Source organism: Pseudoalteromonas sp. DY56-GL22 (assembly GCF_041414715.1).
GTDB classification, from domain to species: Bacteria; Pseudomonadota; Gammaproteobacteria; order Enterobacterales; family Alteromonadaceae; genus Pseudoalteromonas; species Pseudoalteromonas simplex.
On the sequence record NZ_JANHZR010000001.1, the window covers coordinates 633,659 to 657,117 of the forward strand.

Below are 23,459 nucleotides of genomic sequence, written 5' to 3' on the forward strand. Positions count from 1 at the left end.
ACATAGAGTGTGGAATTGTTATTAATTATCAATCTATTAAGCGTGTCTTTGAGTTTGTTTTGCTGAGCCAATTAACTTAAATTCGCTGAGCTTAACTATAATTCAGAAAATATAAAAATGAATATAAAATATTCCAAACGCCGATTTTGTCATATCTCTCACCGAATTTTTATTATCACTTTTTGACCGCTCACCCTATTCTGAGTTTGAGTTTAACAAGCTGTTAACTACCGATAATCAGTTTAAAAACCGACAACAATAAGATGTTTTATGAGATGTATAGACCTCATAAAGCTTGCAGAACACACAACTGGAGATAGGCATGGGCAAGCAAACTGTAATAAAAACAAAAGGGCAAGGAAGGCATTTTAAGCGTAATGCAATTTTAATTTCGCTACTGGCTGCAATTAATACAAGCTATGCAGCAGAGCAAGCAAATGATGATGTAGAAGTGATTGAAGTACGAGGTATTCGTTCTTCAACCGCAGAAAACTTAGCAATAAAACGACTTTCAACGGCGACAGTTGATGCAATCACCGCAGAGGATATTGGTAAGTTTCCTGATAAAAACGTCGCTGACTCATTGCAACGTGTATCGGGCGTTTTGATTGACCGCGACGGTGGCGAAGGTAGCCGCGTGAGTATTCGTGGTACGTCACCGGATTGGACTCTCACCCAATTAAACGGTAACTATCTTGCTTCATCAGGTTCTGGTACTCCTACCCGTAGTTTTAATTACACGTTATTACCTTCAAGCATGATCAAAAGTGTAGAAGTGTACAAAAGTGCTGAAGCACGCATCGATGAAGGCGGTATTGGTGGTACGGTTATTTTACACACCCGAAAACCTCTTGAGATGGAAGCAAATTCAGGGGCGCTAAGTGCAGAGGTGACTTACGATGATGTGTCTGAAGACACCAAACCGCAAGTTAATGTGCTGTATTCATGGAAAAATGACGACGAAAACTTTGGTGTATTGGCCGGTTTTACTCGTCAAGATCGCACCGTAACAACTATCACTAACAACGCATCACACTGGCGTTTTCACTCAGATACCGTTGAAGGCGCAGAGCGTCCAGCGCTGGTAGACCAAGCCACTGGTGAAGTGTACAACAATGTATGGGCACCTCGTGCGATGAGTGTTAATAACTCAAACCAAGACCGCACACGCGATGGTTATCAAGTCGCTGTGCAGTGGGCACCGAGTGACAGACTTGATTTAAACTTTAACTATTTTGGTGCCAAGTTAGGCTACGACCAAACAGGGCAAAGCATTACTTTTGCAGAATGGAACGATAACCACAACCCGTATTACGGCATTGTGCTTGATGGCGATACCGTAGTTGCTTATGGTAATGGCGATAATGGGTTACTCAATGATAATAACTGGGGTGATGCCGATGTAAATGGTGGTGTGGCTGTTCGTCGTGGTTTGTTATCACCGCAGTTAACAGGGCGTGAGCGTTTTGGCGAGTCAAAATCAAATACCTATGATTTTGAAGGCACTTATTATGGTGATACTTACAGTGTTACATTAAAGCTGGGTCATACCGAAGCTGAAGGCGGCACCTCAAAAGAAACCTACGCCAATATTGATGCGCGTTTAGGCTCAGTAAACAGCTGGTTATGGTCAATTGAAAACGGTAAACCAAGCTACGAAGTGTCGACTGATTTAGCCACCGATAAAGAAGCATACCAGTATTATGATTGGTTTGACTCTTACTCATCTGAAAATGAAGACTCAGAAGATTACATTCAAACAGATGTCAAATTTGACCTCGATGGCAACTTTTTTACCCGTGTCTATGTAGGTGCTAAATACCGCGACCACGAAATTAAAGGTATTCGTAACGACTTTCGTTGGGATGACGGCATCTCTGACAACGGCGGTTACCGCGGTTACTTACCAGGGACTGAGTGGTTCCATAATCCAGATTTTCACCCAGATGCATCAACATTGGTAAGCGATCATGTAGTTGATAACAGCGCGGGTGATACAGGCGCATTTAACTTTTTAGCGTTTGATTTTAGAGCGCTGGATAACTACTTAAAAGAAAACTTTAGCCAGACAGTGGTGCCAACCCTTTCGGGTACTTATGCTTTAGAAGAAAAAATTTGGTCTGTTTACACACAAGCTGATTTTGAATGGCAAGATTTCCGCGGTAATGTTGGTGTGCGCTATGTAAATACAGAGCTAAGCACCTTGACCTACGATGATGTCATTGGTCAAGACGATGACGACACGGATCCAAACGAGCGCAGCAGCGATGGCAGTGAAGTACTACCAAGCTTTAACCTTGCATGGGATGCAACCGAAGATCTTGTGGTGCGCTTTGCCGCAGCACGCACTATGGCAAGAGTGAGCTATTCAGACTTAAGCCAAGCGGAGTCTTACGGTCCTCCTGTTAATATTAACTCGCCAGATTCATGGACAGGCCGTGGTAATGGTACCTCGGTAAACACAGGCCTTGAACCTATGTTATCTGACCAATTCGATTTAGGTATTGAATGGTATTACGGCGATGGTTCTGCAGTGGGTGCGACATTATTCTCTAAAGATATTTCTAACTTACCAATCTCGACAGTAGAAATTGTAGAGCGTGAACACGATTGCTGTAACGGCCCAATAGAAGTCGAAATGAACACCAAAGTAGGTGGTGGTGATGCAAAATCAGAAGGTTTAGAGCTATTCTTCCAGCACTCATTTGATAATGGATTTGGTATTTTAACTAACTATACCTACACAGATACCAGCACCAGCGAAGTCTCGACAGACGGGCAAAAAACAGAGGCCGAAATACCAGGCACCGCTAAGCACCAATATAATGTGTCTGTGTACTTTGAGAATGACGACTTTAGTGTTCGTGCGTCTTACAACTGGAAAGATGACCGTGCCAACGGTATTCACCAAGGCTACAACTTGTATACCAAAGACTATGGTCAGCTAGATGTAAATGCCTCATATAACCTAACAGAGGATCTTTCGTTTACTGCCTCAGTGGTGAACCTAACAGAAGAAATAGAAGAAGGATATTGGAAACAAAGCAATCGCTTTACCTATAACCAATATTCAGGCCGCCGTTTTTACTTAGGCGCAAATTATAATTTCTAACCATAGGCATGTTGTTTGTTGCAACCTAAAAAGGTACTTTTATTAAAGTACCTTTTTCTTTTTTAAGACAATAATGATTGAATTTGTAGCGGTTACAGAGCAAGACAAAGCCTATTTACTCGACTTAAGATTAAATACCATGGTTGAGCACTTAGAGAATCAAGGGTTATTTTTATCACTTGAGCAACATCAAGCAAGAGTGGCAGAGCATTTTGAGCACAGTCATTTAGTGTTAAATGATGGGCAATGTGTAGGAGCAGCCAAATTCATTGTGAGTGACCAAGCAATCAGTTTATTACAGCTTCAAATTGCACCTAAAGAGCAGGGCAAAGGGTTAGGCACTAAGGTGTTAGATGCACTCAAAGCACAAACAGCAGAGATTAATTTAACGGTGCTAAAAGCGAATCCAGCGTATGGGCTATATCAACGGGCAGGGTTTAAAACTCTAGGCGAAGACGACTATGAGTTTCATATGCAGTGGCAGAAATAAAAAAAGGGCGCTGTTAAAAAACTAAGCGCCCAATTTTGACTATTTCTTTTCTTCGTCAGGTAAGGTGACGTTTAGCTCAAGTACGGCTAAGTCATCTTCGTTTTGGTCAAACTGCACCTGAACTGCATCAGTGTTTACATTCACGTATTTACGAATAACATCAAGGATGTCTTGTTTTAGCTGTGGTAGGTAATCTGGTGTACCACGCTGTGAACGTTCGTGCGCGACAATGATCTGCAATCGCTCTTTTGCTAATGACGCACTGCTTTTCTTTTCTGAGCGGAAGTAGTCAAGTAAAGACACATTAACCTCCAAAAATCCGTTTAAATAAGCCTTTTTTCTCTACGTCTAAGAAACGAAAATCAACAGTTTCGCCTAATAAACGATTGATTGCATCTGTGTATGCTTGGCCTGCATCCGATTCACCATCAAGGATAACCGGTTGACCAGAGTTCGATGCACTAAGTACAGCTTGTGATTCAGGAATAACGCCCAGTAGTTTAATCGCTAAGATTTCTTGTACGTCTTCTACCGAAAGCATTTCGCCTTTTTCAACACGCTCAGGATTATAGCGAGTTAATAGTAGATGTTCTTTTACGCTTTCAAGGCCTTCTTCAGCACGTTTTGATTTGCTGTGTAAAATGCCAAGAATACGGTCAGAGTCACGTACTGATGATACTTCTGGGTTCGTTGTTACAATCGCTTCATCAGCGAAGTACATTGCCATCATTGCACCAGCTTCGATACCCGCTGGAGAATCACACACAATGTAATCAAAATCTTTTTTCAGCTCGTTTAGTACGCGCTCAACACCGTCACGGGTTAGGGCGTCTTTATCACGGGTTTGTGAGGCAGGTAAAATATGTAGCTTATCTACGCGCTTATCTTTAATAAGTGCTTGATTTAGGTTAGCTTCGCCATTGATTACGTTTACGAAATCATAAACAACACGGCGTTCACAACCCATGATAAGGTCAAGATTACGTAGACCAATATCAAAGTCGATAATAACGGTTTTAAAGCCTTTAAGCGCTAAACCTGTGCCAATCGCAGCACTCGATGTGGTTTTACCAACACCACCTTTACCAGAAGTAACGACAATCACTTTTGCCATGAGATTTATCCTTTAACCAAAGCTGAAATTTCTAATGAATCATTTTTTTGTTGGATTTGTACTGCGCTGCCCCAGTGTTCACCTTGTAGAGAGTCGCTGATCCAATAACTACCATTAATCGAAACAAGTTCTGCTTCTAATTTTTGGCAAAATATATTTGCTTCGTTGTAACCTTTAGCCCCTGCAATTGCACGGCCGCGAAGGGTGCCATAAATGTGCACGTTGCCATCGCTAATCACTTCGGCGCCATGACTTACAGCACCAATTACGATTAGGTCGCGGTCTTTTGCATACACTTGCTGGCCCGAACGTACAGTGCCATGAATAACTTGCGCAGGCAGGTGAACGGTTTTTTCAACGATAGATGTATTTGTTTTTTGTTTAGCGGTTGCACCCTTAACGTCTTGTGAATAATTTAACACCGACAGGCCCGCAGCTTTTGCGCTTTCGTTTTGCTCTTGAGAGCCATTACAAACCCCAACTGGGTTTAACGAAAGACCACTTAACATTGATTTTAAGAAAGAGAAATCAAGCGCTTCATCTTGTACGTCGCTTAAGTTGATTACGATAGGCGCACCGGCAAAGAACTTAGGTGCTTGGGCGATTTTCTCATCTAACTGCTTACTTAAAAGGGCTGTATCTGCTGAAAATAAATGTAAAACAGATAACGTAAAAAGGTTCCCTTTTAATTCAAAAATTTGTTCCGACATACACGCTCAATTGAATTGTCTGGATTAGCATTATTTAAGTATAAACACAGGCTGAACAAGGCATATACATTAAAAATCTAATCTATTTTTTCTAACTTATTATATCACTCATGTTATAGTGTGCGCCTTCGTTAAGCAAGATATTATAGGGCCATAATGCTAACTGCGGTGTATAAAAGTATTAAAAAAGCGGATACATACCTTTTTGTAGAAAAAAGAGATGATTTCTCACGCGTACCTGAACCATTACTAGAAACGTTTGGTCAACCTAAGTACGTGATGATGATTAATCTAGCAAGCCGTGAAAAGTTAGGTGTGGCAGACTTAGACGCGGTTAAGCAAGCGTTAATTGACCAAGGGTTCTACTTGCAATTACCTCCGCCGGAAGAAAATCTGTTAACCCAATTTAAAAAAGACAAGGGAGTTGAGAGTGATTAAAAAACTTGCCGTCATTTTACTCAGTGCTTCACTAAGTACTTCAGTATTGGCAGAACAAAAGACACAAGCTGATTTTGACGTTTACGTTGCAGCATTAAAAAAAGAAGCACTTGAAAAAGGCTATGATGAAGCCTTAGTTGATCAAGCACTTGCAACAGCTAAATTCAAAAAGAAAGTGATCTCAGCTGATAAAAACCAGCCAGAAGTAAAAGAAACCCTCGAAACTTATTTACCAAAACGTGTGCCGCAATGGAAAATTGACCGCGCGCGTAAGCTATACAAAGAAAATCAAGAGGTTCTTGAAAAAGTAGCCAAAGAATACGGCGTACAAGCACGTTTTATTGTGGCACTCTGGGGCCTTGAAAGTAACTTTGGTAAAATCCAAGGTGGTCACAGTGTCATTGCATCATTAGTTACACTTGCTTTTGATGGTCGCCGCGAAACCATGTACAAAAACCAACTTTGGGCAGCACTTGATATCTTAAAAGAGGGTCACATTACCCTAGATAAGTTCAAAGGCTCTTGGGCTGGTGCAATGGGGCAAACGCAGTTTATGCCAACTTCATTTAACGCTTACGCTGTTGATTACAACGGTGATGGCCGCAAAGACATTTGGACCACAGAAGAAGACGCCTTTGCTTCAATTGCTAACTACCTTAAGCAAGCAGGTTGGAACGATGATTTAACCTGGGGCCGCCAAGTTAAACTACCTGAAGGCTTTGATAACGCAAATATTCTTAAGCGTGGCACTAAAACGCGCAGCCAATGGTTAGAGTATTGGAAAGATTCAGAGCGCAGCCTTGCTGATTGGCAAGCAATCGGTGTTCGTAAAATGGATGGTAGCGACCTACCAAACGTTGATGTTACTGCCGCAATGGTAATGCCTGATGACGTAAACGGCCGTATGTATCTAGCCTACGATAACTATAAAGCACTTATGCACTGGAATCGCTCGTATTACTTTGCAACCAGTGTTGGTTACTTATCAGATCGCATCGGTTACCCAGCGATTAAGTAATTGAGTAATAAAAGTTAGCAAGCACCAAGGGTAAAGCTACAAGTTTTACCCGAGCAACTTGCTAACTTGTTCGGCGTTAAAACGCCTCCTACAAACTTTACTCTTGTAACTCGCTAACTTTCCAATCAATCGCGCTAAAGCACGACCTACAAGAGAGCGTGCGAAACAAGTTTCACGCCAACGATAGAAAATATTAGGCGCTAGGATTTAGGCTCTGGGACGCGATATAAAATCGTTGCTACATGTTCGGCGTTGAAACGCCAGATTTCCTTTTCCTGTGATTACACTTTTACAAACAACGTCATAAATCTCATCATAAAACATTATTTGAAAATGCTTACACCCAACAATTTCGTTTTGATTGAATGAGAGTAACCAATTCGAATTAGGCACTTCAAATATGGCCGCCACAATTTGCATTCGCTAGATTACAGCCATGAACATCAACAGTTGCCATTGAATATGCTATTACGTTATCTAATCGTATATGCTTAAGGTTAGCTAATGAATATTCATCATCGGGATTGAAGTACTCAAAGCCTAAAAGGTCTTTACCATTGCTTTGCCAAATAACCCTTTGTAGTTCAGGTCCTCTGCCATCATGATAAAAGTGTTTTTCTAAAATCGGCTTCGCAGTCATAGTGACCTTTTAAAAGCTAAAATAATTTAAGTTTGTATAGTATTAAGAGCCCAACACCCGTGACCAATAAATGCAGTCTGTAGTTTAAAATCGAAAAGGTATCACTCGATACTATTTTTATATAAGAGTCTTCTTTGTTAGCAACTCCGACAGGTAAAAAGTCATATAAGAACAGAAGTATGCCTGCCAAAATTAATACAATACTGATTAATAAAAGAAGCTTATTCACATGACTATCCTTATTTTTAGAGCTTCAAGATTGCCCGTGTTTTATATCTACTCTTTTCTTAATTAACCATGCAATCATAATTGCATTAAAGTAAGCGAATAAAAGTAAGCCTATTTTATTCAAAATAACAGTAGCAATGATCCCGCCGGTAGACTGTGCCTGTGAGATAGACACTTTTGCGTTCATGATATTAAGAAAAGCCCACCATAGTGCTTCGTTCGCAGTGCTTATTCCGCCAACAGAATTTTTCTCAAACTCCATTATTAAACTTGCACAAGCTGTAAAAGAAACAAAAGTGATTAATAACACAACGAGAGTGAGGCTTTGAAACTTGCTAGACAAAATTGAACTGATGAGTAACTTAAGGGACTTTATTGTTCGAAAAAACCTTAATATCCTAACTACTCTTGCAAGCCTGCCCCAACGAAGTGGGTCAAGCAGTGGGATCGAAGAAACAAGGTCAATCCAGCCCCATTTCATATATTTTAGTTTACTCTCTGCTTTGTAGAAATTTACAAAAAAATCAATCAAAAATACAACGCATATACTCAAATCCACTCTTTGGAGGAGGAGCGAAACTTCTGGGTCAGTAACCAAGAATGTTTCAGCGAACACGACAATAAGCACATAAATACTAAGAGCAAGTAGAAATAATTGGTATACAGCACTACCTTTCTCTTTCATTTCTGATATTCCTTTATCACATTATTTTTATATTACGTTAAAGTGAGATTGTACTTAACAACTCATATTTTGAGTAAAAGAGTGGAAGCAAATTCTAATTTGTTAGCACCTAGCACCTAGCACCTAGCACCTAGCACCTAGCACCTAGCAACGCGCTAAAGCACGACCTACAAACTTTCCCCTAGCAACTCGCTAACTTAATCCCCTTTCCCCGGTTTTTTCAAAATCTTATCTTTAAAATCAAGCACTTTACCAATGCCAGAGCCTAGTTTCATTAGGCTTTGAAGTTGTTCAGGGCTTAAGCGTTGTAGCTCTGCAGACCATTTAGTTACAGTTTCGAGCAGGTCATGAATTTCTTGCATTTGCTGCTGAGCAAAGCGTTCATCATCATTGTGGGCTTCTTCTAAAATGTTATCGCGAAGCAGGCTAAGGGTAGGGTCTATCTCGCGCTTTTTACGCTCTTCGAATACGCGGTTGGCCATATCCCAAATGCTGCCAGCAGGGCCGTAGTATTCTTTACGGTCACCCGGAATATGATGCACTTTAATTAAGCGCCAAGACTGTAGCTCTTTAATACCCATGCTTACGTTTCCGCGCGAGATACTTAAGGTATCGGCAATTTCATTGGCGGTCATTGGCTCTTTAGTAATGGTTAATAATCCACACATTTGACCAATGGTGCGGTTAAAGCCCCAACGGCTACCCATTTCACCGCAGTGCATAACAAAAGCTAAGTTTTTTTCAGATAGGCTCATAATTTTTAGTATTCAAAAATTTCAGAAATTAAATGCTAGCACGCTCGGGGTATAACTAAAAGAAATAGCCACTATGCAATCTGCTACTACTAAAGTGTAGATACGCCATTATTTAGTTTTAAGTTATTGAATTTAAAGTGTAGTTTAATTAAATGCCGCAGTGATTAGCTATTTGATGTGGATCAATAATAGTGACAGTTAATGAGTTTATCGTATAGGCTGAATCGCAATTAATACCATGGAGGAACGTTATGAAAGCTGCAGTAAATAAAGAGTACAAAGGTAAATTAACAATCGAAGATATCCCATGCCCTGAGGTGGGAATTAACGATGTGCTAGTTAAAATTGCCGCGTGTGGCGTGTGTCACACAGATTTACATGCTTGTCATGGAGATTGGCCAGTCAAACCTAAAATGCCATTAGTACCGGGCCATGAAGGGGTAGGTACTATCGAAAAAGTAGGCGCAAACATTAAACACCTATCAGTAGGCGACCGTGTGGGTGTTCCTTGGTTATATAGCGCCTGTGGTCATTGTGAGTTTTGTTTAGAAGGCAAAGAAACCTTATGCCTTGAGCAGCACAACACAGGTTATTCAGTCGATGGTGGTTACGCCGAGTACTGTGTAGCCAATGGCGATTACGTGGTGAAAATTCCTGAAGGATTAGGTTTTGCAGAAGCCGCACCACTATTCTGTGCGGGGGTTACAACCTATAAAGCGCTTAAAGTGACTGATGCAAAAGCGGGTGATTGGGTTGCAATTGTCGGTGTAGGCGGCCTTGGTCATTTAGCAGTGCAGTACGCAAAAGCAATGGGCTTTAATGTGATTGCCGTTGATACCGGCGAAAGCAAATTGGCACTAGCCAAAGAGCTTGGCGCAGACATCACCATCGACTTTATGAAGCAAGTGCCTTCAGAAACCATTTTTGAACAAGTGGGTGGGGCACATGGTGTTGTGTGTACGGCCGTTTCAAAACCCGGTTTTGAGCAAGCTTATAAAAGCGTACGCCGTGGCGGTAAATGTGTGCTTGTAGGTTTACCACCCGAAGATATGCCACTGCCAATTTTCGATACCGTGTTAAATGGTGTGTCTGTTGTAGGCTCTATCGTTGGTACGCGCAAAGACTTACAAGAATGCCTCGACTTTGCAGCCAAAGGTAAAGTTAAAGCGATTATTGAAGAAAAGCGACTAGAAGATATCAACGATATATTTGACGACATGCTAAAAGGCGATATCACAGGCCGAATCGTGATGACGCTTTAAGCTAAGTCAGTTAACGCTGTCAGGTTTGGTTGAGTGATTCAATCGAAGCTGGCAGTTGTTATATTTGTAAAAGTAGGGAAATGTAACTCGTTATTGCCCCAAGACGTGTTTGGCGAATTTCTCAAAAAAGCGGGCTTCGAACGTCCGCAATTGCTTTTCTATTTTGTCAAAATATATTGCTTGCATAGTCAGAAAAACGACCCAATCGCTCGTTTTTATCCTGAGGTAAAAGCGAGAACTCCTAAATTTTAATAACACTGGTAATTAGTTAACAAGTTTGTTAGAAATAACCTAATAAGAAAAGCGAGCTACGCTGTGGTAGAAAAACGCGCGATTAGCTCGCTATAAACATGCTAGGTTTTTCAGAGGGATTTTGTGAAGTTTCAAGTTTTTTACGGAAGAAATGAAAAAAATATTTTCACCATTATATTGGTGTTTTGTTTCGGTTTAATGCTTGGCCTTTTTACCAACCTAGAAACCGAAAATGCCGTTAAGTTAGTTATAACACTTACTGGAACATTTACTGGTGCATTTTTAGCTTTTAAGTTTGCTCGAAAAAACGAAGAAGCAAAAGAACACAGGACTGATGTCAAGGCTGCTAATAGTTCAATAGCCCAATTAATAAGATCCTATAATCACTTTAGTGGATACAAGAACCAATTCATAAATCCATTTCGCGACTCACCGTTAAAAGCGTTTGAAATATTACCATCTTTAGGAACGGCGCAAATGGAATTACAGCTATCCATAGATTCTCTTTCCTTTATTTTTCAAAAAAATGCATTCCTTCTTCAGCAAGTATTGGAAGTTCAAGATGAAATCAATTCGACAGTTGAGCTGATTACAGTAAGAAACGATCTTCATCGAAATGAGGTTCAAAAGAAGATGGACGAGGCTAGTTTTGTCGATGGTCAAACTATCAGTTACTCTCAACTGAATACGGCACTTGGTGAGAATTTGTTTTCCACCATGATTATGCTAACTGAGACAACAATCAGTTCTGTTGATTCGCTTTGCGACTCAATAGAAAACATCATAGAAAAGTTATCGAGTACGACGAAAGAAATATACCCTCGCCATTCGGTTGTAAGAATGGAAAAACCTAACAAACCGCTGTAGTCGGTCGCAAGCTCCCTGGGACAATAACACGTGGGCTCAGTCGCTTCGCTCCAAATTTTAGCCCACGTGTTATTGCCCCTAAGCGGGGTGTTAGGCCAGATATTTACCATAACTTAAATCAGGAAGAAGTAAGATGACCAACGATATAGACTTTGTTAAACAGCAAATCATGGAACAATTTAAGATTCAGAAATCAGATTCTGGCGAAGCATTAAATGTTCGTGGGTTTATGCTCAATGTCGTTCCCCGCTGGAACCCAAAACAACAGGACTTATTAGAGAGAGCAGTTGAAGAGCTTGCATCTTCAGGGCTAATCGAAGATCGAGAGGGAACGCCTTTCCTGACGCAGCAAGGAGTAGATTATCTCTATCCTGATATTGGAGACTCTATAAAAGTAGCTATATTGGATTTCTTTGCTAAAGCAAACGCTCGTGCTGGGCATGCTTTTAACACCCGATCATTCATGCATACAGAAGTACTAAACTGGAATCCAAAACAAAAACATGGATTAGAGCCAGCTATGAAGTCATTGATAGAAGAAGGCCTCATCGAGGAAAATGAACGCGGCTATTTTCTGACTGAAGCAGGATTTAACTCAATATACTAGAAAGGCCTAACAAGTGGCTGCAACCGACCGCAAAAACTGTCACTTGTTTTGCCAAAAAAAGCTGCAAAACGACCGCCATTTTTTGCGGTGGCTGAGCCAGGCGTTATGTGCCTGCAGCTGAGCAACCTAAAGTACCCCTTTGTTAGAAATTAAAAGAGAAATAATTAGTGTCAGCAAATAACAATGTAAGGAAGATAGTTGAAAATGCTTTTGAATCGAAGATTGAGGAAATAACTAATAGATTAAGCATAACTAGCGATCCATTATTATATCTATCTGAAGCTGTCGAATCTGCCTATAAGTCAGGAAATTTTCCTTTAGGTGAATTATTGCGTTGCGGAAATGAGATAATTTCTGAGAGGTTACTAAAAAACGCTGAATCACCTAACAACTTTGAAGAAAAACCAGATCTTGAAATGGTATTTGCAGATTTATTAATCGGGGCCAATTATTGGGCTGTTAGAGATAAAGTTTTCTACTCTTACGCAAATCCTGACTCAATTACATGGAAAAAATCTGGTGATGAAATTCGTATTGAATTACATGATGATTCAATATTTCGTCAGCTTGTTTCAGAAAGACAGACGTTTAGGCTTAATTCTATTTCTTCAAATAATAAAAATCATTCCTTTTCAAATGCAATTGATTTATTGAAAAACACTAAACCTTTTGATTTCTCTAATCAAAACGTCGTTGATGCTGCAGAATCTATTCAATCTGAAATAGAATGGAAATTTAGTTATTTTTTCTCGTATGTGCCTGAAGATAGCTCAATTAAAGTTAGAGGGTATTTGTATTCTGAATTCATAAGTGTTTATAAAGTTTTAATGTTTTATGCTTTATATGAAAGACATTACTCAACGGCCAATAGCGTATCAAGTGTTATAACATACACTGAATATGAGATAAGTAACGCAATCCAACAGCAAACACCTGAGATATCAATCGTAAAAATAAAAAAAATACTAGAAGATATCTCTTTATCATCTCGTTCAACCTTCATTTTCTTAAGAAAAGAATCTAAGTATTACTTATCGGCATTTTCTTTTACGCTGATTGATATAATTAGTAACTTTTTACGATTGCATGCCAAATTCGAACCAGATCATTTCTCATCTAATATTGCACATCTTATCGGTAATGGACTGGTATTAAAGATAAAAAAATCCTTTGAACAGCATAAAAACTACAGAGTTCTTTGTGATGTGAAATTAAGTAAATTCGATGAAAAGCTGCCTGATATTGACGTGTTAGCAATATCATACGAGCCTTCGCTAGGCTTCCATTTATTTATAGGAGAGGTTAAAAATAACCTGCCAGCTGTATGGGCTAAGGATTACCTTAAGGCATCTTCTAAGAATGGTTTTATTACAAAAGCCATTTCGCAAATAAATGTAATAAATGAGTTTTTAGGTACAAACCAAGGTGAAAGGTATCTGCTGGATTTAATAAAGAAGAACTTTAAGGATTTGGACTTAAAAAAATATTTTCCTCATGGTTTTTGTGTAATTAAAGATAAGCTAATTATAACTTCACAAAGTGTTGGCATGTTCTTCCCTGAAAAAAATATACCAATTATTGATGGTGATACCTTATGCCATATAATCGATGAAAGTGATGGTGACACCAATTACATTCAATTTCATATAAATGAATTTGATAAGATAGTTGATGAATGCATGGAAAAGTGTACAGAAGAAATGAGTCTTGGAGGTTATAATCTCCAGTTCGATTCTGTAAAAATCGACAAGTTTTTTGGACTGGCTCAGCACACATACATTTCTGATGGGACATTCGAGCGGTTGGAACTAGACTCTTTAGAGTCTGGCTATACAATGGCTGGCTCTTTATTGCATAAAGGGGATGAGAAATTCTACATCGATCATTTTCCGGGTGAATATAAATTGATAGAAATATCTTCATATTAACAAGGCACATAACAAGTAAATCCAGGTGACGCCTACGGCGCACCTGATTTGGGCGTTATGTGTAAATTATGACCATAGAAACATTCAACCATATTGAAGCTGGCTTATGGTTCAGTATTGGCTTAGGGATGCTAATTACTGCTGTCATTAGGCGCAGAGATAATCGTTAGCTAACGCTTTGGCTGGTAGCTACGGTTGCATTCACTCTATTTGGCGTATCAGACATAATCGAAGCTGAGACAGGAGCATGGTGGAAACCGTTGGAACTATTGGCTCTTAAAGCCACCTGTGTTTTAACTTTTATATGGTGCTATCTCAAAGGGAAAAAATTAAGTGCCCAAAACACATAATAAGCGCCATTTAAACGCCGCTGCGCGGCTCATTTCGCAACACGCTGATCGCGTTTGTGGCGGCCGTTACCACCGTCCGCTTCTGGCACAGAACCGCCCGTCGACTAAAACTCATTTCTGTCCAATAACAAGCCACTACTCAAACGCACTCTTACTAAATAAAACAAAAAGCGCGACCCAAATAAGCCGCGCTTTTTGCTATCTATTTCACAATTAAAGTGTGTAGCTAAAGGTTAATTTAGCATTACGCTCTTCTCCTGGCATACCGCCTAAGAACATTGCTTTTGAGTAATAGGTTTTGTTAAACAAGTTATTTAGGTTTAACTGTAGTTTCCAATCATCTGTTTGGTATTGAATTGCGGCGTCGTATACCGTGTAGCTTGGTACGTAGCCATCAGGAATACCAAACGAGGTTGAGTTTGTGCTGCGGTCATCAACATATTGTACGCCTGCGCTAATTGTAAGCGGCTCGGCTAAACTAAACCATTTAGCGTCATAACTTAACCAGCTGCTTGCTGTTACATAAGGCACACCTTTTTGGCGAGAATCAAAGCTTGATGAATTTGGATTTTGCTTATCGCGCGCGTCTTGATACACCGCGTTTACGTTAAGTTTCCACTGCTCGTTTAAATCGGCATTTAAATCAAGCTCAACACCTTTGGTTTGCTCTTCACCATCGTAAAAGCTTTTTGGTACTGAGGCATCAGATACACCGGCTTCGTAATCTGGGTTGGCATACTCAAGGTTTGTACGGGCACTATCAAATACCACAAGTGAGGCTAGTAGTTGATCGTCAAACGCTTTTACACGCATACCAATGTCGTTACTGACCGACTCGGCGTCATCGCGGTCTGCTTCGTTACCCGATACACTGCCAAGCACACTGTAAGCTGTACGGCCTTTAGAGTGATTTACAAAGAACGAAATATCATCGCTCAGTTTGTAGGTTGCACCTAGGTTGTAGGTCATACCACTGTCTGATGTATCTGCTTCTGGTGTTGGCTCGGCGGCACTGGCACGGTAGCGTGCATCAACACCAAAGTGTTCATAGCTTTGTTTAATACGGTTAAAGGCAACGCCAACACGGGTTGTGAAAGTATCATGAATATAGGCAACATGTTGAATACCCACACCCCAAGCTTGAACCTTTTTGTTGTAATCGCTGGTTTTTAGCGGATCGTAGTCGTAAAAGCTGCCTTCGCCCCAGTTCGGGTTACGAATATCAAAAATGTAAGGTAATTGACCTTGGTAAATTACCTCTCCATCTTTGTTTTTAATGACCTTGTCGGCATCGTAAATTGAGTATTGTTTAAAACGAATATCGCGGTCTTCGTAGTTGGCGTTTACAAGTAGTTCGTTATCGATTCCGGCAAAGCTAAAGTCATAACGCAGATCAGCAAAGTATTGCCATGATTTTTCGTCAGCCTCTACTTGGCGGTATTCTTGGCGACGCGCTGCAAATGGGTAAAGTACGTCATCAACCACTAAAGGAGCGCGCGGGTCGGCATTGATCACGCCATTACGGTTCCAATAAACATAGTTATAAGCACCCGTTTGGCGGGCAAAGCTCGATTCGTAATTACGGTATTGTAATTGCTGATTTAAAAATAAATTATCAGTAATAAAGTAGTTATGGGTTAACTTAAAGCGTAGCTCTTCGCCTTCGTTATCATTTGCCATTGGCGAGATGATACCGTTATGACCAAAGGTGTAAGGTGTTAGGCCATCATTTGCTGCCAGTGAGTCAGCTAATTGTTGGCGTTGCTGTTCGGTTAGTTGCAGGCCTTGTGCAGTTGCGTCGTTAATTAAATCGGCGGCGGTTATTTCACCTGCGGTTTTGCCATTCACTGAGTCGCTGTTAAAAATACGAATAGGGTGGCCAATTGAGTCAACGGCAATGGCATCTTTAATATAAGCGGCAGAAATCATGATATCTTGTTTGTCGCTTAATACGTATTTTAACGCGCCATAAATTTCATCACGGTCGTCTTTTAAGTCGCGGTAGCCATCGCTGCGAGCGGTTTTTGCGTTAACGCGATAAGCAAGGTTGTCGGTTAATGCTGCTGTGCTATCAAAGCCTAATGAGTAGCTATCCCATTGACCAAGCTCAGCATTTACCGCGTGTTTTTCAGTAAATTGCGGTTTCTTCTCGATTAGGTTGATAACACCACCTGCGCTACCCATACCATATAAACCTGTTGCAGGGCCTTTAAGTACTTCTACAGATTCAACATTGGTCATTGAGCGTGTAGGGTTAAAGGTGTTTCCTAGGCCTGCACCGCCATACATGCCATCGTAAGTATAGTTAGCGCCTAAACCGCGGATCACTAAGTTATCACCAATACCGTAGTTGTTACCGGCTTGGGTTACACCACTGATGTTACGCACTAAGTCTTGTAAGTTAGTTGCGCCTTGCGAGTTGATAAGCTCTTGATCAACAACTACAACAGGTGCAGGTGTTTCCATTAGGGTCATATTTGACTTTGTGGCAAGGCCAGATTCAAGTACCACACGGTTTTGTTTGTCGTAAACGGTAATACGTTCAACTGAGTCTAAATCGTTGGCGTTTGCATTGAATGCGCTTAAGCAGGCTAGGGCTAAAATTGAATATTTATATGTCATGATTATAGGTAATTGTCGAAACTTTTCGGCAATGATAATGCGAGACATTTTCATTTCAAGTTTTATTTAACCATTATGAGTATTTTTTTAACCTAGATACATTTTTTTAACGGGTGTGTTTTTTGTTGGTAAATTTGTTTTCAAAATGGTTACATGAGGTGTGGTTGGCTTTGCAAGTGCAAAGCCAACATTGTGGCTTATTTAAAAACTTTACCGTCTTTCATTACAAATTGTACATCTTCAAGTACTGCAATGTTTTCAAGCGGGTTGCCTTTAACGGCGATAATATCGGCTAAGAAACCGTTTTTGATTTGACCAAGTTGATTATCAGCTTTAAGTAGTTTGGCACTATTGATGGTGGCAGACTGCAATGCTTGCAGCGGTGTCATACCAAATTCAACCATACGCGAAAACTGCTTTGCGTTATCGCCATGAGGGTAAATCGCTGCATCGGTACCAAATACCATGTTTACACCTGCTTTTACTGCGCGGCTGAAGCTATCACGTTGCTTTTTAGATACTTGGCGTTCTTTATCGAGGTTTTCTTCTGCAACCCCATTTTGTTCACCAAAGGCAAGGGTGTACTCAGTGTTGTAAATATCCATTGAAAACCAAGTGCCGTGTTTTTTCGCAAGTTTAATGGCTTCGTCATCAACAAAGCTAACGTGCTCAACACTGTCTACGCCGGCAACAATGGCCGCTTTAATACCACTGGTACCGTGCGCATGGGCTGCAACGGTTAGGCCACGTAAATGAGCTTCGTCAACAATGGCGTTCATTTCGTCTTGGCTATATTGTTGAATACCGACTTTTGTGCCTTTTGAAAATACCCCGCCTGTAGCGCAAAACTTAATAGCATTGGCACCGTACTTAATGTTTTCCCGTACTTTAGCGCGCACTGCCCATGGTCCATCAGCAACACCTTCGGCGGTGTATTTCATTTCTGGTGGTAAACGGTTGTTATCACAGTGACCGCCAGTAACACCTAAAGACGGGCCAGCCGCCCAAATACGCGGGCCAACAATATCGCCTGCATTAATGCCATCGCGTACTGCAATCACGCTGTAGCCTTCTGCGCCTAAGTTACGCAGCGTTGTAAAACCTGCATATAGTGTTTTTTCGGCAAAGTGTGCCGCTTTAATTGCTTTACGCGGAATCGATTGACCAATTCGCTCACTGCGCGGTACGGTAGGATCGCTCGTTAAATGCACATGCATATCCATTAAACCTGGCAGCAAAGTCAGTTCTAATAATTGAATGTGCTTATCGCCGTCTTTTAAGTTTGGCTGTTTATTGCTTTGCACAGCTGTAATATGACCATTATCTATACTAATAAGTGGTGATTTAATCAGTTTACCTGAATTTACATCTACCATGGCTTTTGCCGATAAGTAGGTGGTTGCGTAGGTATTTAAAGAGGTTAGGCAAGCTAGGCCTAGGCTAATAGCAAGAGCTGTCTTTTTCATTTTTATTCAAAATTGGTAAGTCGAGCCGCCACTCTAGCAATCAGCTTACAAAGTGTAAATAAACTGCGATAAGTTGCAGCGATACTTGCTAAATAGGGAACTAAACCCTCATAATTTACGCGTACTTAATATAAGGGCAGGGAAAGAATGAAAAACGTAAAACTAGCACTACTTAGTTCGGCAGTGATGTTTGCATTACTTGGTTGTAATGAATCAACGCCAAGCAACGAAAAAACAACGCAGGCAGTAAGCAAACAAGCACCAAGCGCAACGTCAGCCACAGAGCAACTTGATTTATTACTAGCAGATTACTTTGAAGCAGGTTTAAAATTTAGCCCTGTTAGCGGCACTTACATTGGCCGTAGCGAATTTAACGATCAATTTATTGCACCCATTAGTAAAGCCAACCGCGACGAGCGGCTTAATTTTGTTAAAGAATACCAAAATAAATTAGCAAATATCGACAAAGCGCAATTAAAGGGTCAGTCATTATTGAGCTACGAAATTCTAGCCCGCGATTTAGACCTTGCGATCGAAGGCGCTCAGTTTCCAAGTTACTTAATGCCAATTAACCAAATGGGCGGGGCGCATAATACTTTTGCTGCTTTAGGCTCTGGGCAAAGTGCACAACCTTTTAACACGGTTGAAGATTATCAAGCATTTGAAAAGCGAGCAGATGGTTTTATCGCGTGGTTAGACAGTGTTGAGCAATCAATGCGCCAAGGCATGAAAGACAAAGTGGTTCTTCCTAAACCGCTTGCTGAAAAACTATTACCGCAATTTCAAACTCATATTGTAGAAAAACCAGAAGAGTCATTATTCTGGGGGCCAATTGCTCAGTTACCTGAATCTTTCAGCGACGAGCAAAAAGCACAGCTAACAAGCGCGTACACGGCGATGATCAGCGAACGTTTAGTGCCTGCGTATCAAAAAATGGCTGACTTTTTAGCGAATGAATACATTCCAAATGCCCGTGAAAGCATTGGTTACAGCGACCTACCAAATGGTAAAGCATGGTATGAGTATCAAATTAAACAGCATACAACGCTTAGCCTAAACGCCGATGAAATTCATGACATTGGTTTAAACGAAGTATCGCGCATTTTATCTGAGATGAAAAAAGTCAAAGAGACTGTTGGTTTTGAAGGCGATTTAAAAGCGTTTTTTGAACACCTTAGAACCTCAGATGAGTTTTACTACGATACGCCAGAAGAGCTAATTGCTGCGTACGAAGCAGTAAAAGAAAAGATTGATGCTAAGCTGCCGCAAATGTTCGATATTGCGCCAAAAGCGCCATACGTTGTAAAAGCAGTTGAAGATTTCCGCGCTGAATCAGCTGCGGGTGCATCTTACCAGTCGCCAGCGCCAGATGGCTCACGCCCAGGTATTTTTTATATCAATACCTTTAATCTAAAAGCACAGCCTAAGTTTTTACTTGAAACCTTGTCTATTCACGAAGCCGCGCCGGGTCACCACTTTCAAATTGCCTTGCAACAAGAAATTGAAGGACTACCGCTGTTTCGTAAATTCGGTGGCTACACGGTATTTGCAGAAGGTTGGGCATTGTATGCAGAAAGTTTAGGTAAAGAGCTTGGCTTATTTACCGACCCTTACATGTGGTACGGCCGTTTATCAGATGAGCAATTACGTGCAATGCGCTTAGTGCTTGATACTGGTTTTCATGCAAAGGGCTGGACACGTCAACAAGGTATTGATTACATGTTGGCTAACTCATCAATGGCCGAAAGCGACATTATCGCCGAAGTTGAGCGTTACATTGCATGGCCGGGCCAAGCGCTGTCGTACAAGTTAGGTCAGTTCAAAATTCAAGAACTACGTGACTACGCGAGCAAAGAGCTAGGCGATAAGTTCGACATTAAAGCTTTCCATACGCAAGTTCTGATTGATGGCGCATTACCGATGCCAATTCTTGAAGAGAAAATTAAGCGTTGGGTTAACGAGCAAAAATAGCACCTTTGCGCGCATGCTGGCTTTACGCTAGAATGCGCGCTGTTTAGGGGCTTTGAGTAATACCATGTTAGAAGATCAATTTTGGCTTAAGCGCTCGCTTGAGCAAATGTCACAACCCGAATGGGAAGCCATTTGTGACGGCTGTGGTAAATGTTGTTTAAACACATTTATCGACAGCGAAGACGAAGATGAATTTACCGCAACGGATCAACTTCGCGAGGGTGAAGAACTGATCTTCACTAATATCGTTTGCCAATACCTAGACAACGACACCTGTGGGTGTAGCGAATATGCTAACCGCCAAACTTTAGTTCCTTCATGTGTGAAGCTCACTAAAGAAAACCTCAAAGATATCTTTTTTATGCCGCAAAGCTGTAGCTACCGTCGCCTTTACGAAGGCCGTGGCCTTGCGTCTTGGCACCCGTTAATGAACGGTGGCAGTAAAGACATGATGCATCAGCTGGGTATTTCTGTGCGTGACAAAACAGTGAAAGACTGTGATGTAGACCTAGATGACTTTGACCTTTACGTGGCCGAGTGGCCAACCAGAGACATTGATTAATGAGCGCCCTTAAAGCAAGCATTGGCCTGTTAAACCCAAAAAGCCCAACCAATGTGGGTGGCGTATTACGTGCCGCGGGTTGTTACAACGCCAAGCAGGTGTTTTTTACTGGTAGCCGCTATTTACGCGCTAATAAGTATCATACTGATACCAAAAATGTGCTTGAGCATATTCCGCTCACGCAAGTTGAAAGTCTAGAGCAAGCAAAGCCTGAAGGTGCCACAACGGTGGTGATTGAGCTTGTTGAAGGTGCAACGCCGCTGCCTGAATTTAAGCACCCTGAAAACGCATTTTATGTGTTTGGCCCTGAAGATGGCTCGGTCAGTAAAGACGTGCTGAAATGGTGTGATGAAGTGGTTTATGTACCAACCATAGGCTGTATGAACCTAGCTGCAACCTGCAATGTTGTACTGTACGACCGACTTGCCAAACTCGGTGGTATTGAGAGTTCTAACGACACCATCTGTAATAGTCGAGACACCAACAACTCACTTAAATGGCAACAAAAAAAGAGCGCTAAATAGCGCTCTTTTTAGATTCAAACTCAAAATTACTTTTTAGTAATTTGTACGTTACTCTCAAGGCCGATGCCGTTATCGGTAATGTCTGTGGCAAAATAAACACCGACAGGTTGGTCGCGAAGGGAGTCAAGCTCAGCCATTTCTTCATCACTTAATTGACCCGTTGATGCAATTGTATCAAGCAAAGGTAATAAGATTTTTTGTACGTCGAATGCCATGTTCACAAAGCCATTTTTAGTGACACTTTGCGACTCTAAAGTCTCGGCAATCTGCGCTGACTTATCACCCGTAAAAATCACAATATGATTGCCTTTAAGGGCCATTTTTATATCAAAGTTAAGTGGCACAGGCGATGGAATGTATTCATTGATCAGTACTGCATCACCATTGGCTGGTAGTTTTATGTTAGCAAGCGGCGGTACAAAACCTTGCGCAATTGAATACAAGCCATGGGCATCAGTCGCCGATAGGGTAACGATGGCATCAAGCTTGTCTATTTGTGGGCCGTTGTAGTCATCGATAGTAAATGCCGCATCTTGAACGCTCACACTCATACCTTGTACGCCATTAGCAAAGCCCGACATCATAGCAAGGCCAGCGGTGCTCACTTCTTGTATTTCATTTTGTAGTGCGACAATTGGGCCACAGTTAAACTCAGCCGACTTAATTGCACCGGTTAGTGTATTGGCCAGTGGCAGTACTTTTGCCACATCAATACCATAGGCAACACTCATCATTTGCCCGTCAAGCCCGGTGGTGTGTTTTGGTACAAAACCACGCACAGCTTGTAGGGTATTTAGTAAGTCTTGATCTGTGCTTTGCAGTACTGCTTTTACGTCAAAATCGGCGTAGTCGGCGGTAATACGTGTTTTTGTTGTGCCAGATACTGTTGCAGGCCATTTAGCGGCAATGGCTGCTATATCATCTTGACACTCAGGTGTTGAAATCATTGCTAACGCATTTGATTGCTGGGCTTTATCAAGTAATTCTTTGAGCATTTGGTGTAAGCGAGAGTCTTCTTTGCCAGTTACAGCATTGGCTATACGTTGATGATCAACAAAGCCAACCGAGTTACCATCAAGCGAAAAAGTTTTAATAAGCTCAGGTAGTTTTTTAGTTTCAGCCAGTGATTGAGCCGGTTTTTCTACGCCAAGGGCAATACGTAAATCTTGATCATTAGAAAGCGCAGTGGTCAGCGTTAAGGTAGCCCAATTATTGTGAGTTGATGCAATTAGGTTGAAGTTATCTAAGCCTTCAAGCTCAATGGCAAAGCGCGTGTAACTTACACCTTCAAGGCTTTCTGTAGTATAAGCAATACCGGCTTCATCAGCAGATTGTTTAATGCTATTGATAATGCTGCTTTGATCAGCGACCTGAAAACGCACAATCGGCATTAAACCTTGCGCATACATCATGCCTTTGTAGTCATCACCAAAGCCCCATATCGATTTGAAGGCATCGTAAGAGCTCAATGATTGCTGGTATTTTTCCATCAGTGATGCAAGGAATAGGGCATTCTTATCATCAACTGTTTTAAGCTCAGCAATGATGGGCGTTAAATCGCTCGTGCCTTTCATTGCATCTGGCATAAGCGCAAAGTATTTACTGTACGGAAACGGTTTAAGTTGACCATAAAAAACCGCCGTGTCGGCAGGTACGTATGCAAGCTCAGGTAAATCTACATCAACACTGGCTTTATTTTGTGAGTACAACAACGCACCTGCAACAATGGCAATCGCGCCCCCAGCAAGAAGCTTATTATTCATAGCATGAATTCCTTTTTCTAAAATTAGGAGAAAACATACCATGAAAGCCGTTTTCTGACCAATGTTGCTTTATTAAACGGATTGAATTTTTGTAA

General features: G+C 41.1%; 20 protein-coding genes. 11 read left to right on the forward strand and 9 right to left on the reverse strand.

Going from position 1 to position 23,459, the window contains the following annotated elements:
* Positions 1–322: 322 nt before the first annotated feature.
* Together NO991_RS02670 and NO991_RS02675 are read left to right on the forward strand one after the other, a co-directional pair.
* A complete protein-coding gene (locus tag NO991_RS02670) occupies positions 323–3,112 on the forward strand; it encodes a TonB-dependent receptor (RefSeq protein ID WP_371351654.1) in 2,790 nt (929 codons plus the stop codon).
* Positions 3,113–3,185: 73 nt separating this feature from the next.
* Positions 3,186–3,602: a GNAT family N-acetyltransferase gene (locus tag NO991_RS02675; protein WP_119852929.1), complete on the forward strand. Its 417-nt coding sequence runs from the start codon at positions 3,186–3,188 to the stop codon at positions 3,600–3,602.
* A gap of 39 nt (positions 3,603–3,641) precedes the next feature.
* Here the strand turns inward: NO991_RS02675 and minE are convergent, their stop codons facing one another.
* The 3 genes from minE to minC are packed head-to-tail and all read right to left on the reverse strand — an operon-like array spanning position 3,642 to position 5,426.
* The gene (gene minE, locus NO991_RS02680) at positions 3,642–3,905 is read right to left on the reverse strand and encodes a cell division topological specificity factor MinE (RefSeq protein WP_054552047.1); all 264 of its coding nucleotides are present in this window, start codon (positions 3,903–3,905) and stop codon (positions 3,642–3,644) included.
* Between the two features lies 1 nt (position 3,906).
* Positions 3,907–4,716 (reverse strand): septum site-determining protein MinD, encoded by an 810-nt coding sequence (gene minD, locus NO991_RS02685; protein ID WP_054552048.1) that lies wholly within the window; start codon positions 4,714–4,716, stop codon positions 3,907–3,909.
* 5 nt (positions 4,717–4,721) lie between these two features.
* The gene (gene minC, locus NO991_RS02690) at positions 4,722–5,426 is read right to left on the reverse strand and encodes a septum site-determining protein MinC (RefSeq protein ID WP_300582509.1); all 705 of its coding nucleotides are present in this window, start codon (positions 5,424–5,426) and stop codon (positions 4,722–4,724) included.
* A 156-nt stretch (positions 5,427–5,582) separates the two neighbouring features.
* Here minC and NO991_RS02695 point away from each other — a divergent pair, with 156 nt between their 5' ends.
* Both NO991_RS02695 and NO991_RS02700 read left to right on the forward strand, forming a co-directional pair.
* Entirely contained in the window at positions 5,583–5,864 is a 282-nt protein-coding gene (locus tag NO991_RS02695; protein WP_054552050.1) for a YcgL domain-containing protein, read from the forward strand.
* On the forward strand, positions 5,857–6,882 hold the full coding sequence (locus NO991_RS02700) for a lytic transglycosylase domain-containing protein (protein WP_138616663.1): 1,026 nt from the start codon (positions 5,857–5,859) through the stop codon (positions 6,880–6,882). Before NO991_RS02695 ends, NO991_RS02700 begins: the two co-directional genes overlap by 8 nt.
* 394 nt (positions 6,883–7,276) lie before the next feature.
* On the opposite strand, the gene NO991_RS02705 is transcribed toward NO991_RS02700, so the two are convergent.
* The 3 genes from NO991_RS02705 to NO991_RS02715 form a co-directional block, all read right to left on the reverse strand.
* The gene (locus NO991_RS02705; protein WP_300362312.1) at positions 7,277–7,522 is read right to left on the reverse strand and encodes a hypothetical protein; all 246 of its coding nucleotides are present in this window, start codon (positions 7,520–7,522) and stop codon (positions 7,277–7,279) included.
* A 253-nt stretch (positions 7,523–7,775) separates the two neighbouring features.
* A complete protein-coding gene (locus NO991_RS02710; protein WP_300362315.1) occupies positions 7,776–8,435 on the reverse strand; it encodes an ion transporter in 660 nt (219 codons plus the stop codon).
* A 197-nt stretch (positions 8,436–8,632) separates the two neighbouring features.
* Positions 8,633–9,190 carry a GbsR/MarR family transcriptional regulator gene (locus NO991_RS02715; protein ID WP_187490940.1) on the reverse strand — a complete coding sequence of 186 codons (558 nt, stop codon included), beginning with the start codon at positions 9,188–9,190 and terminating at the stop codon, positions 8,633–8,635.
* Positions 9,191–9,441: 251 nt separating this feature from the next.
* Here NO991_RS02715 and adhP point away from each other — a divergent pair, with 251 nt between their 5' ends.
* The 4 genes from adhP (at position 9,442) to NO991_RS02735 (ending at position 14,106) form a co-directional block, all read left to right on the forward strand.
* Positions 9,442–10,452, forward strand: coding sequence for an alcohol dehydrogenase AdhP (gene adhP, locus NO991_RS02720; RefSeq protein ID WP_300419491.1), 1,011 nt, complete (start codon positions 9,442–9,444; stop codon positions 10,450–10,452).
* Positions 10,453–10,827: 375 nt separating this feature from the next.
* Positions 10,828–11,571, forward strand: a complete 744-nt coding sequence (locus NO991_RS02725) for a YrzE family protein (protein ID WP_300360483.1) — start codon at positions 10,828–10,830, stop codon at positions 11,569–11,571.
* A gap of 133 nt (positions 11,572–11,704) precedes the next feature.
* A complete protein-coding gene (locus tag NO991_RS02730; protein ID WP_300360482.1) occupies positions 11,705–12,178 on the forward strand; it encodes a hypothetical protein in 474 nt (157 codons plus the stop codon).
* Between the two features lie 167 nt (positions 12,179–12,345).
* Complete coding sequence (locus NO991_RS02735; protein ID WP_300360481.1) at positions 12,346–14,106, forward strand: hypothetical protein; 1,761 nt, start codon at positions 12,346–12,348, stop codon at positions 14,104–14,106.
* A gap of 563 nt (positions 14,107–14,669) precedes the next feature.
* Here the strand turns inward: NO991_RS02735 and NO991_RS02740 are convergent.
* Complete coding sequence (locus tag NO991_RS02740; RefSeq protein WP_371351707.1) at positions 14,670–17,078, reverse strand: TonB-dependent receptor; 2,409 nt, start codon at positions 17,076–17,078, stop codon at positions 14,670–14,672.
* A gap of 197 nt (positions 17,079–17,275) precedes the next feature.
* Positions 17,276–18,544 carry an amidohydrolase family protein gene (locus NO991_RS02745; protein WP_371351655.1) on the reverse strand — a complete coding sequence of 423 codons (1,269 nt, stop codon included), beginning with the start codon at positions 18,542–18,544 and terminating at the stop codon, positions 17,276–17,278.
* Positions 18,545–18,691: 147 nt separating this feature from the next.
* Here NO991_RS02745 and NO991_RS02750 point away from each other — a divergent pair, with 147 nt between their 5' ends.
* The 3 genes from NO991_RS02750 to NO991_RS02760 all read left to right on the forward strand — a co-directional run bounded on the left by NO991_RS02750 (position 18,692) and on the right by NO991_RS02760 (position 21,601).
* Positions 18,692–20,515 (forward strand): DUF885 family protein, encoded by a 1,824-nt coding sequence (locus tag NO991_RS02750; RefSeq protein ID WP_138600814.1) that lies wholly within the window; start codon positions 18,692–18,694, stop codon positions 20,513–20,515.
* Positions 20,516–20,579: 64 nt separating this feature from the next.
* Positions 20,580–21,077, forward strand: coding sequence for a YcgN family cysteine cluster protein (locus NO991_RS02755; RefSeq protein ID WP_371351656.1), 498 nt, complete (start codon positions 20,580–20,582; stop codon positions 21,075–21,077).
* On the forward strand, positions 21,077–21,601 hold the full coding sequence (locus NO991_RS02760) for an RNA methyltransferase (protein WP_054552060.1): 525 nt from the start codon (positions 21,077–21,079) through the stop codon (positions 21,599–21,601). Before NO991_RS02755 ends, NO991_RS02760 begins: the two co-directional genes overlap by 1 nt.
* 26 nt (positions 21,602–21,627) lie before the next feature.
* Here the strand turns inward: NO991_RS02760 and NO991_RS02765 are convergent, their stop codons facing one another.
* Positions 21,628–23,364 (reverse strand): hypothetical protein, encoded by a 1,737-nt coding sequence (locus NO991_RS02765; protein ID WP_371351657.1) that lies wholly within the window; start codon positions 23,362–23,364, stop codon positions 21,628–21,630.
* Positions 23,365–23,459 lie beyond the last annotated feature (95 nt).

Excerpts from the sequence above, each read along its gene's own strand:
- NO991_RS02670 (WP_371351654.1), top strand. The coding sequence starts at position 323 with ATGGGCAAGCAAACTGTAATAAAAACAAAAGGGCAAGGAAGGCATTTT.
- NO991_RS02675 (WP_119852929.1), top strand. The coding sequence starts at position 3,186 with ATGATTGAATTTGTAGCGGTTACAGAGCAAGACAAAGCCTATTTACTC.
- minD (WP_054552048.1), bottom strand. The coding sequence starts at position 4,716 with ATGGCAAAAGTGATTGTCGTTACTTCTGGTAAAGGTGGTGTTGGTAAA.
- minC (WP_300582509.1), bottom strand. The coding sequence starts at position 5,426 with ATGTCGGAACAAATTTTTGAATTAAAAGGGAACCTTTTTACGTTATCT.
- NO991_RS02695 (WP_054552050.1), top strand. The coding sequence starts at position 5,583 with ATGCTAACTGCGGTGTATAAAAGTATTAAAAAAGCGGATACATACCTT.
- NO991_RS02705 (WP_300362312.1), bottom strand. The coding sequence starts at position 7,522 with ATGACTGCGAAGCCGATTTTAGAAAAACACTTTTATCATGATGGCAGA.
- NO991_RS02710 (WP_300362315.1), bottom strand. The coding sequence starts at position 8,435 with ATGAAAGAGAAAGGTAGTGCTGTATACCAATTATTTCTACTTGCTCTT.
- NO991_RS02715 (WP_187490940.1), bottom strand. The coding sequence starts at position 9,190 with ATGAGCCTATCTGAAAAAAACTTAGCTTTTGTTATGCACTGCGGTGAA.
- adhP (WP_300419491.1), top strand. The coding sequence starts at position 9,442 with ATGAAAGCTGCAGTAAATAAAGAGTACAAAGGTAAATTAACAATCGAA.
- NO991_RS02730 (WP_300360482.1), top strand. The coding sequence starts at position 11,705 with ATGACCAACGATATAGACTTTGTTAAACAGCAAATCATGGAACAATTT.
- NO991_RS02740 (WP_371351707.1), bottom strand. The coding sequence starts at position 17,078 with ATGACATATAAATATTCAATTTTAGCCCTAGCCTGCTTAAGCGCATTC.
- NO991_RS02745 (WP_371351655.1), bottom strand. The coding sequence starts at position 18,544 with ATGAAAAAGACAGCTCTTGCTATTAGCCTAGGCCTAGCTTGCCTAACC.
- NO991_RS02750 (WP_138600814.1), top strand. The coding sequence starts at position 18,692 with ATGAAAAACGTAAAACTAGCACTACTTAGTTCGGCAGTGATGTTTGCA.
- NO991_RS02755 (WP_371351656.1), top strand. The coding sequence starts at position 20,580 with ATGTTAGAAGATCAATTTTGGCTTAAGCGCTCGCTTGAGCAAATGTCA.
- NO991_RS02760 (WP_054552060.1), top strand. The coding sequence starts at position 21,077 with ATGAGCGCCCTTAAAGCAAGCATTGGCCTGTTAAACCCAAAAAGCCCA.
- NO991_RS02765 (WP_371351657.1), bottom strand. The coding sequence starts at position 23,364 with ATGAATAATAAGCTTCTTGCTGGGGGCGCGATTGCCATTGTTGCAGGT.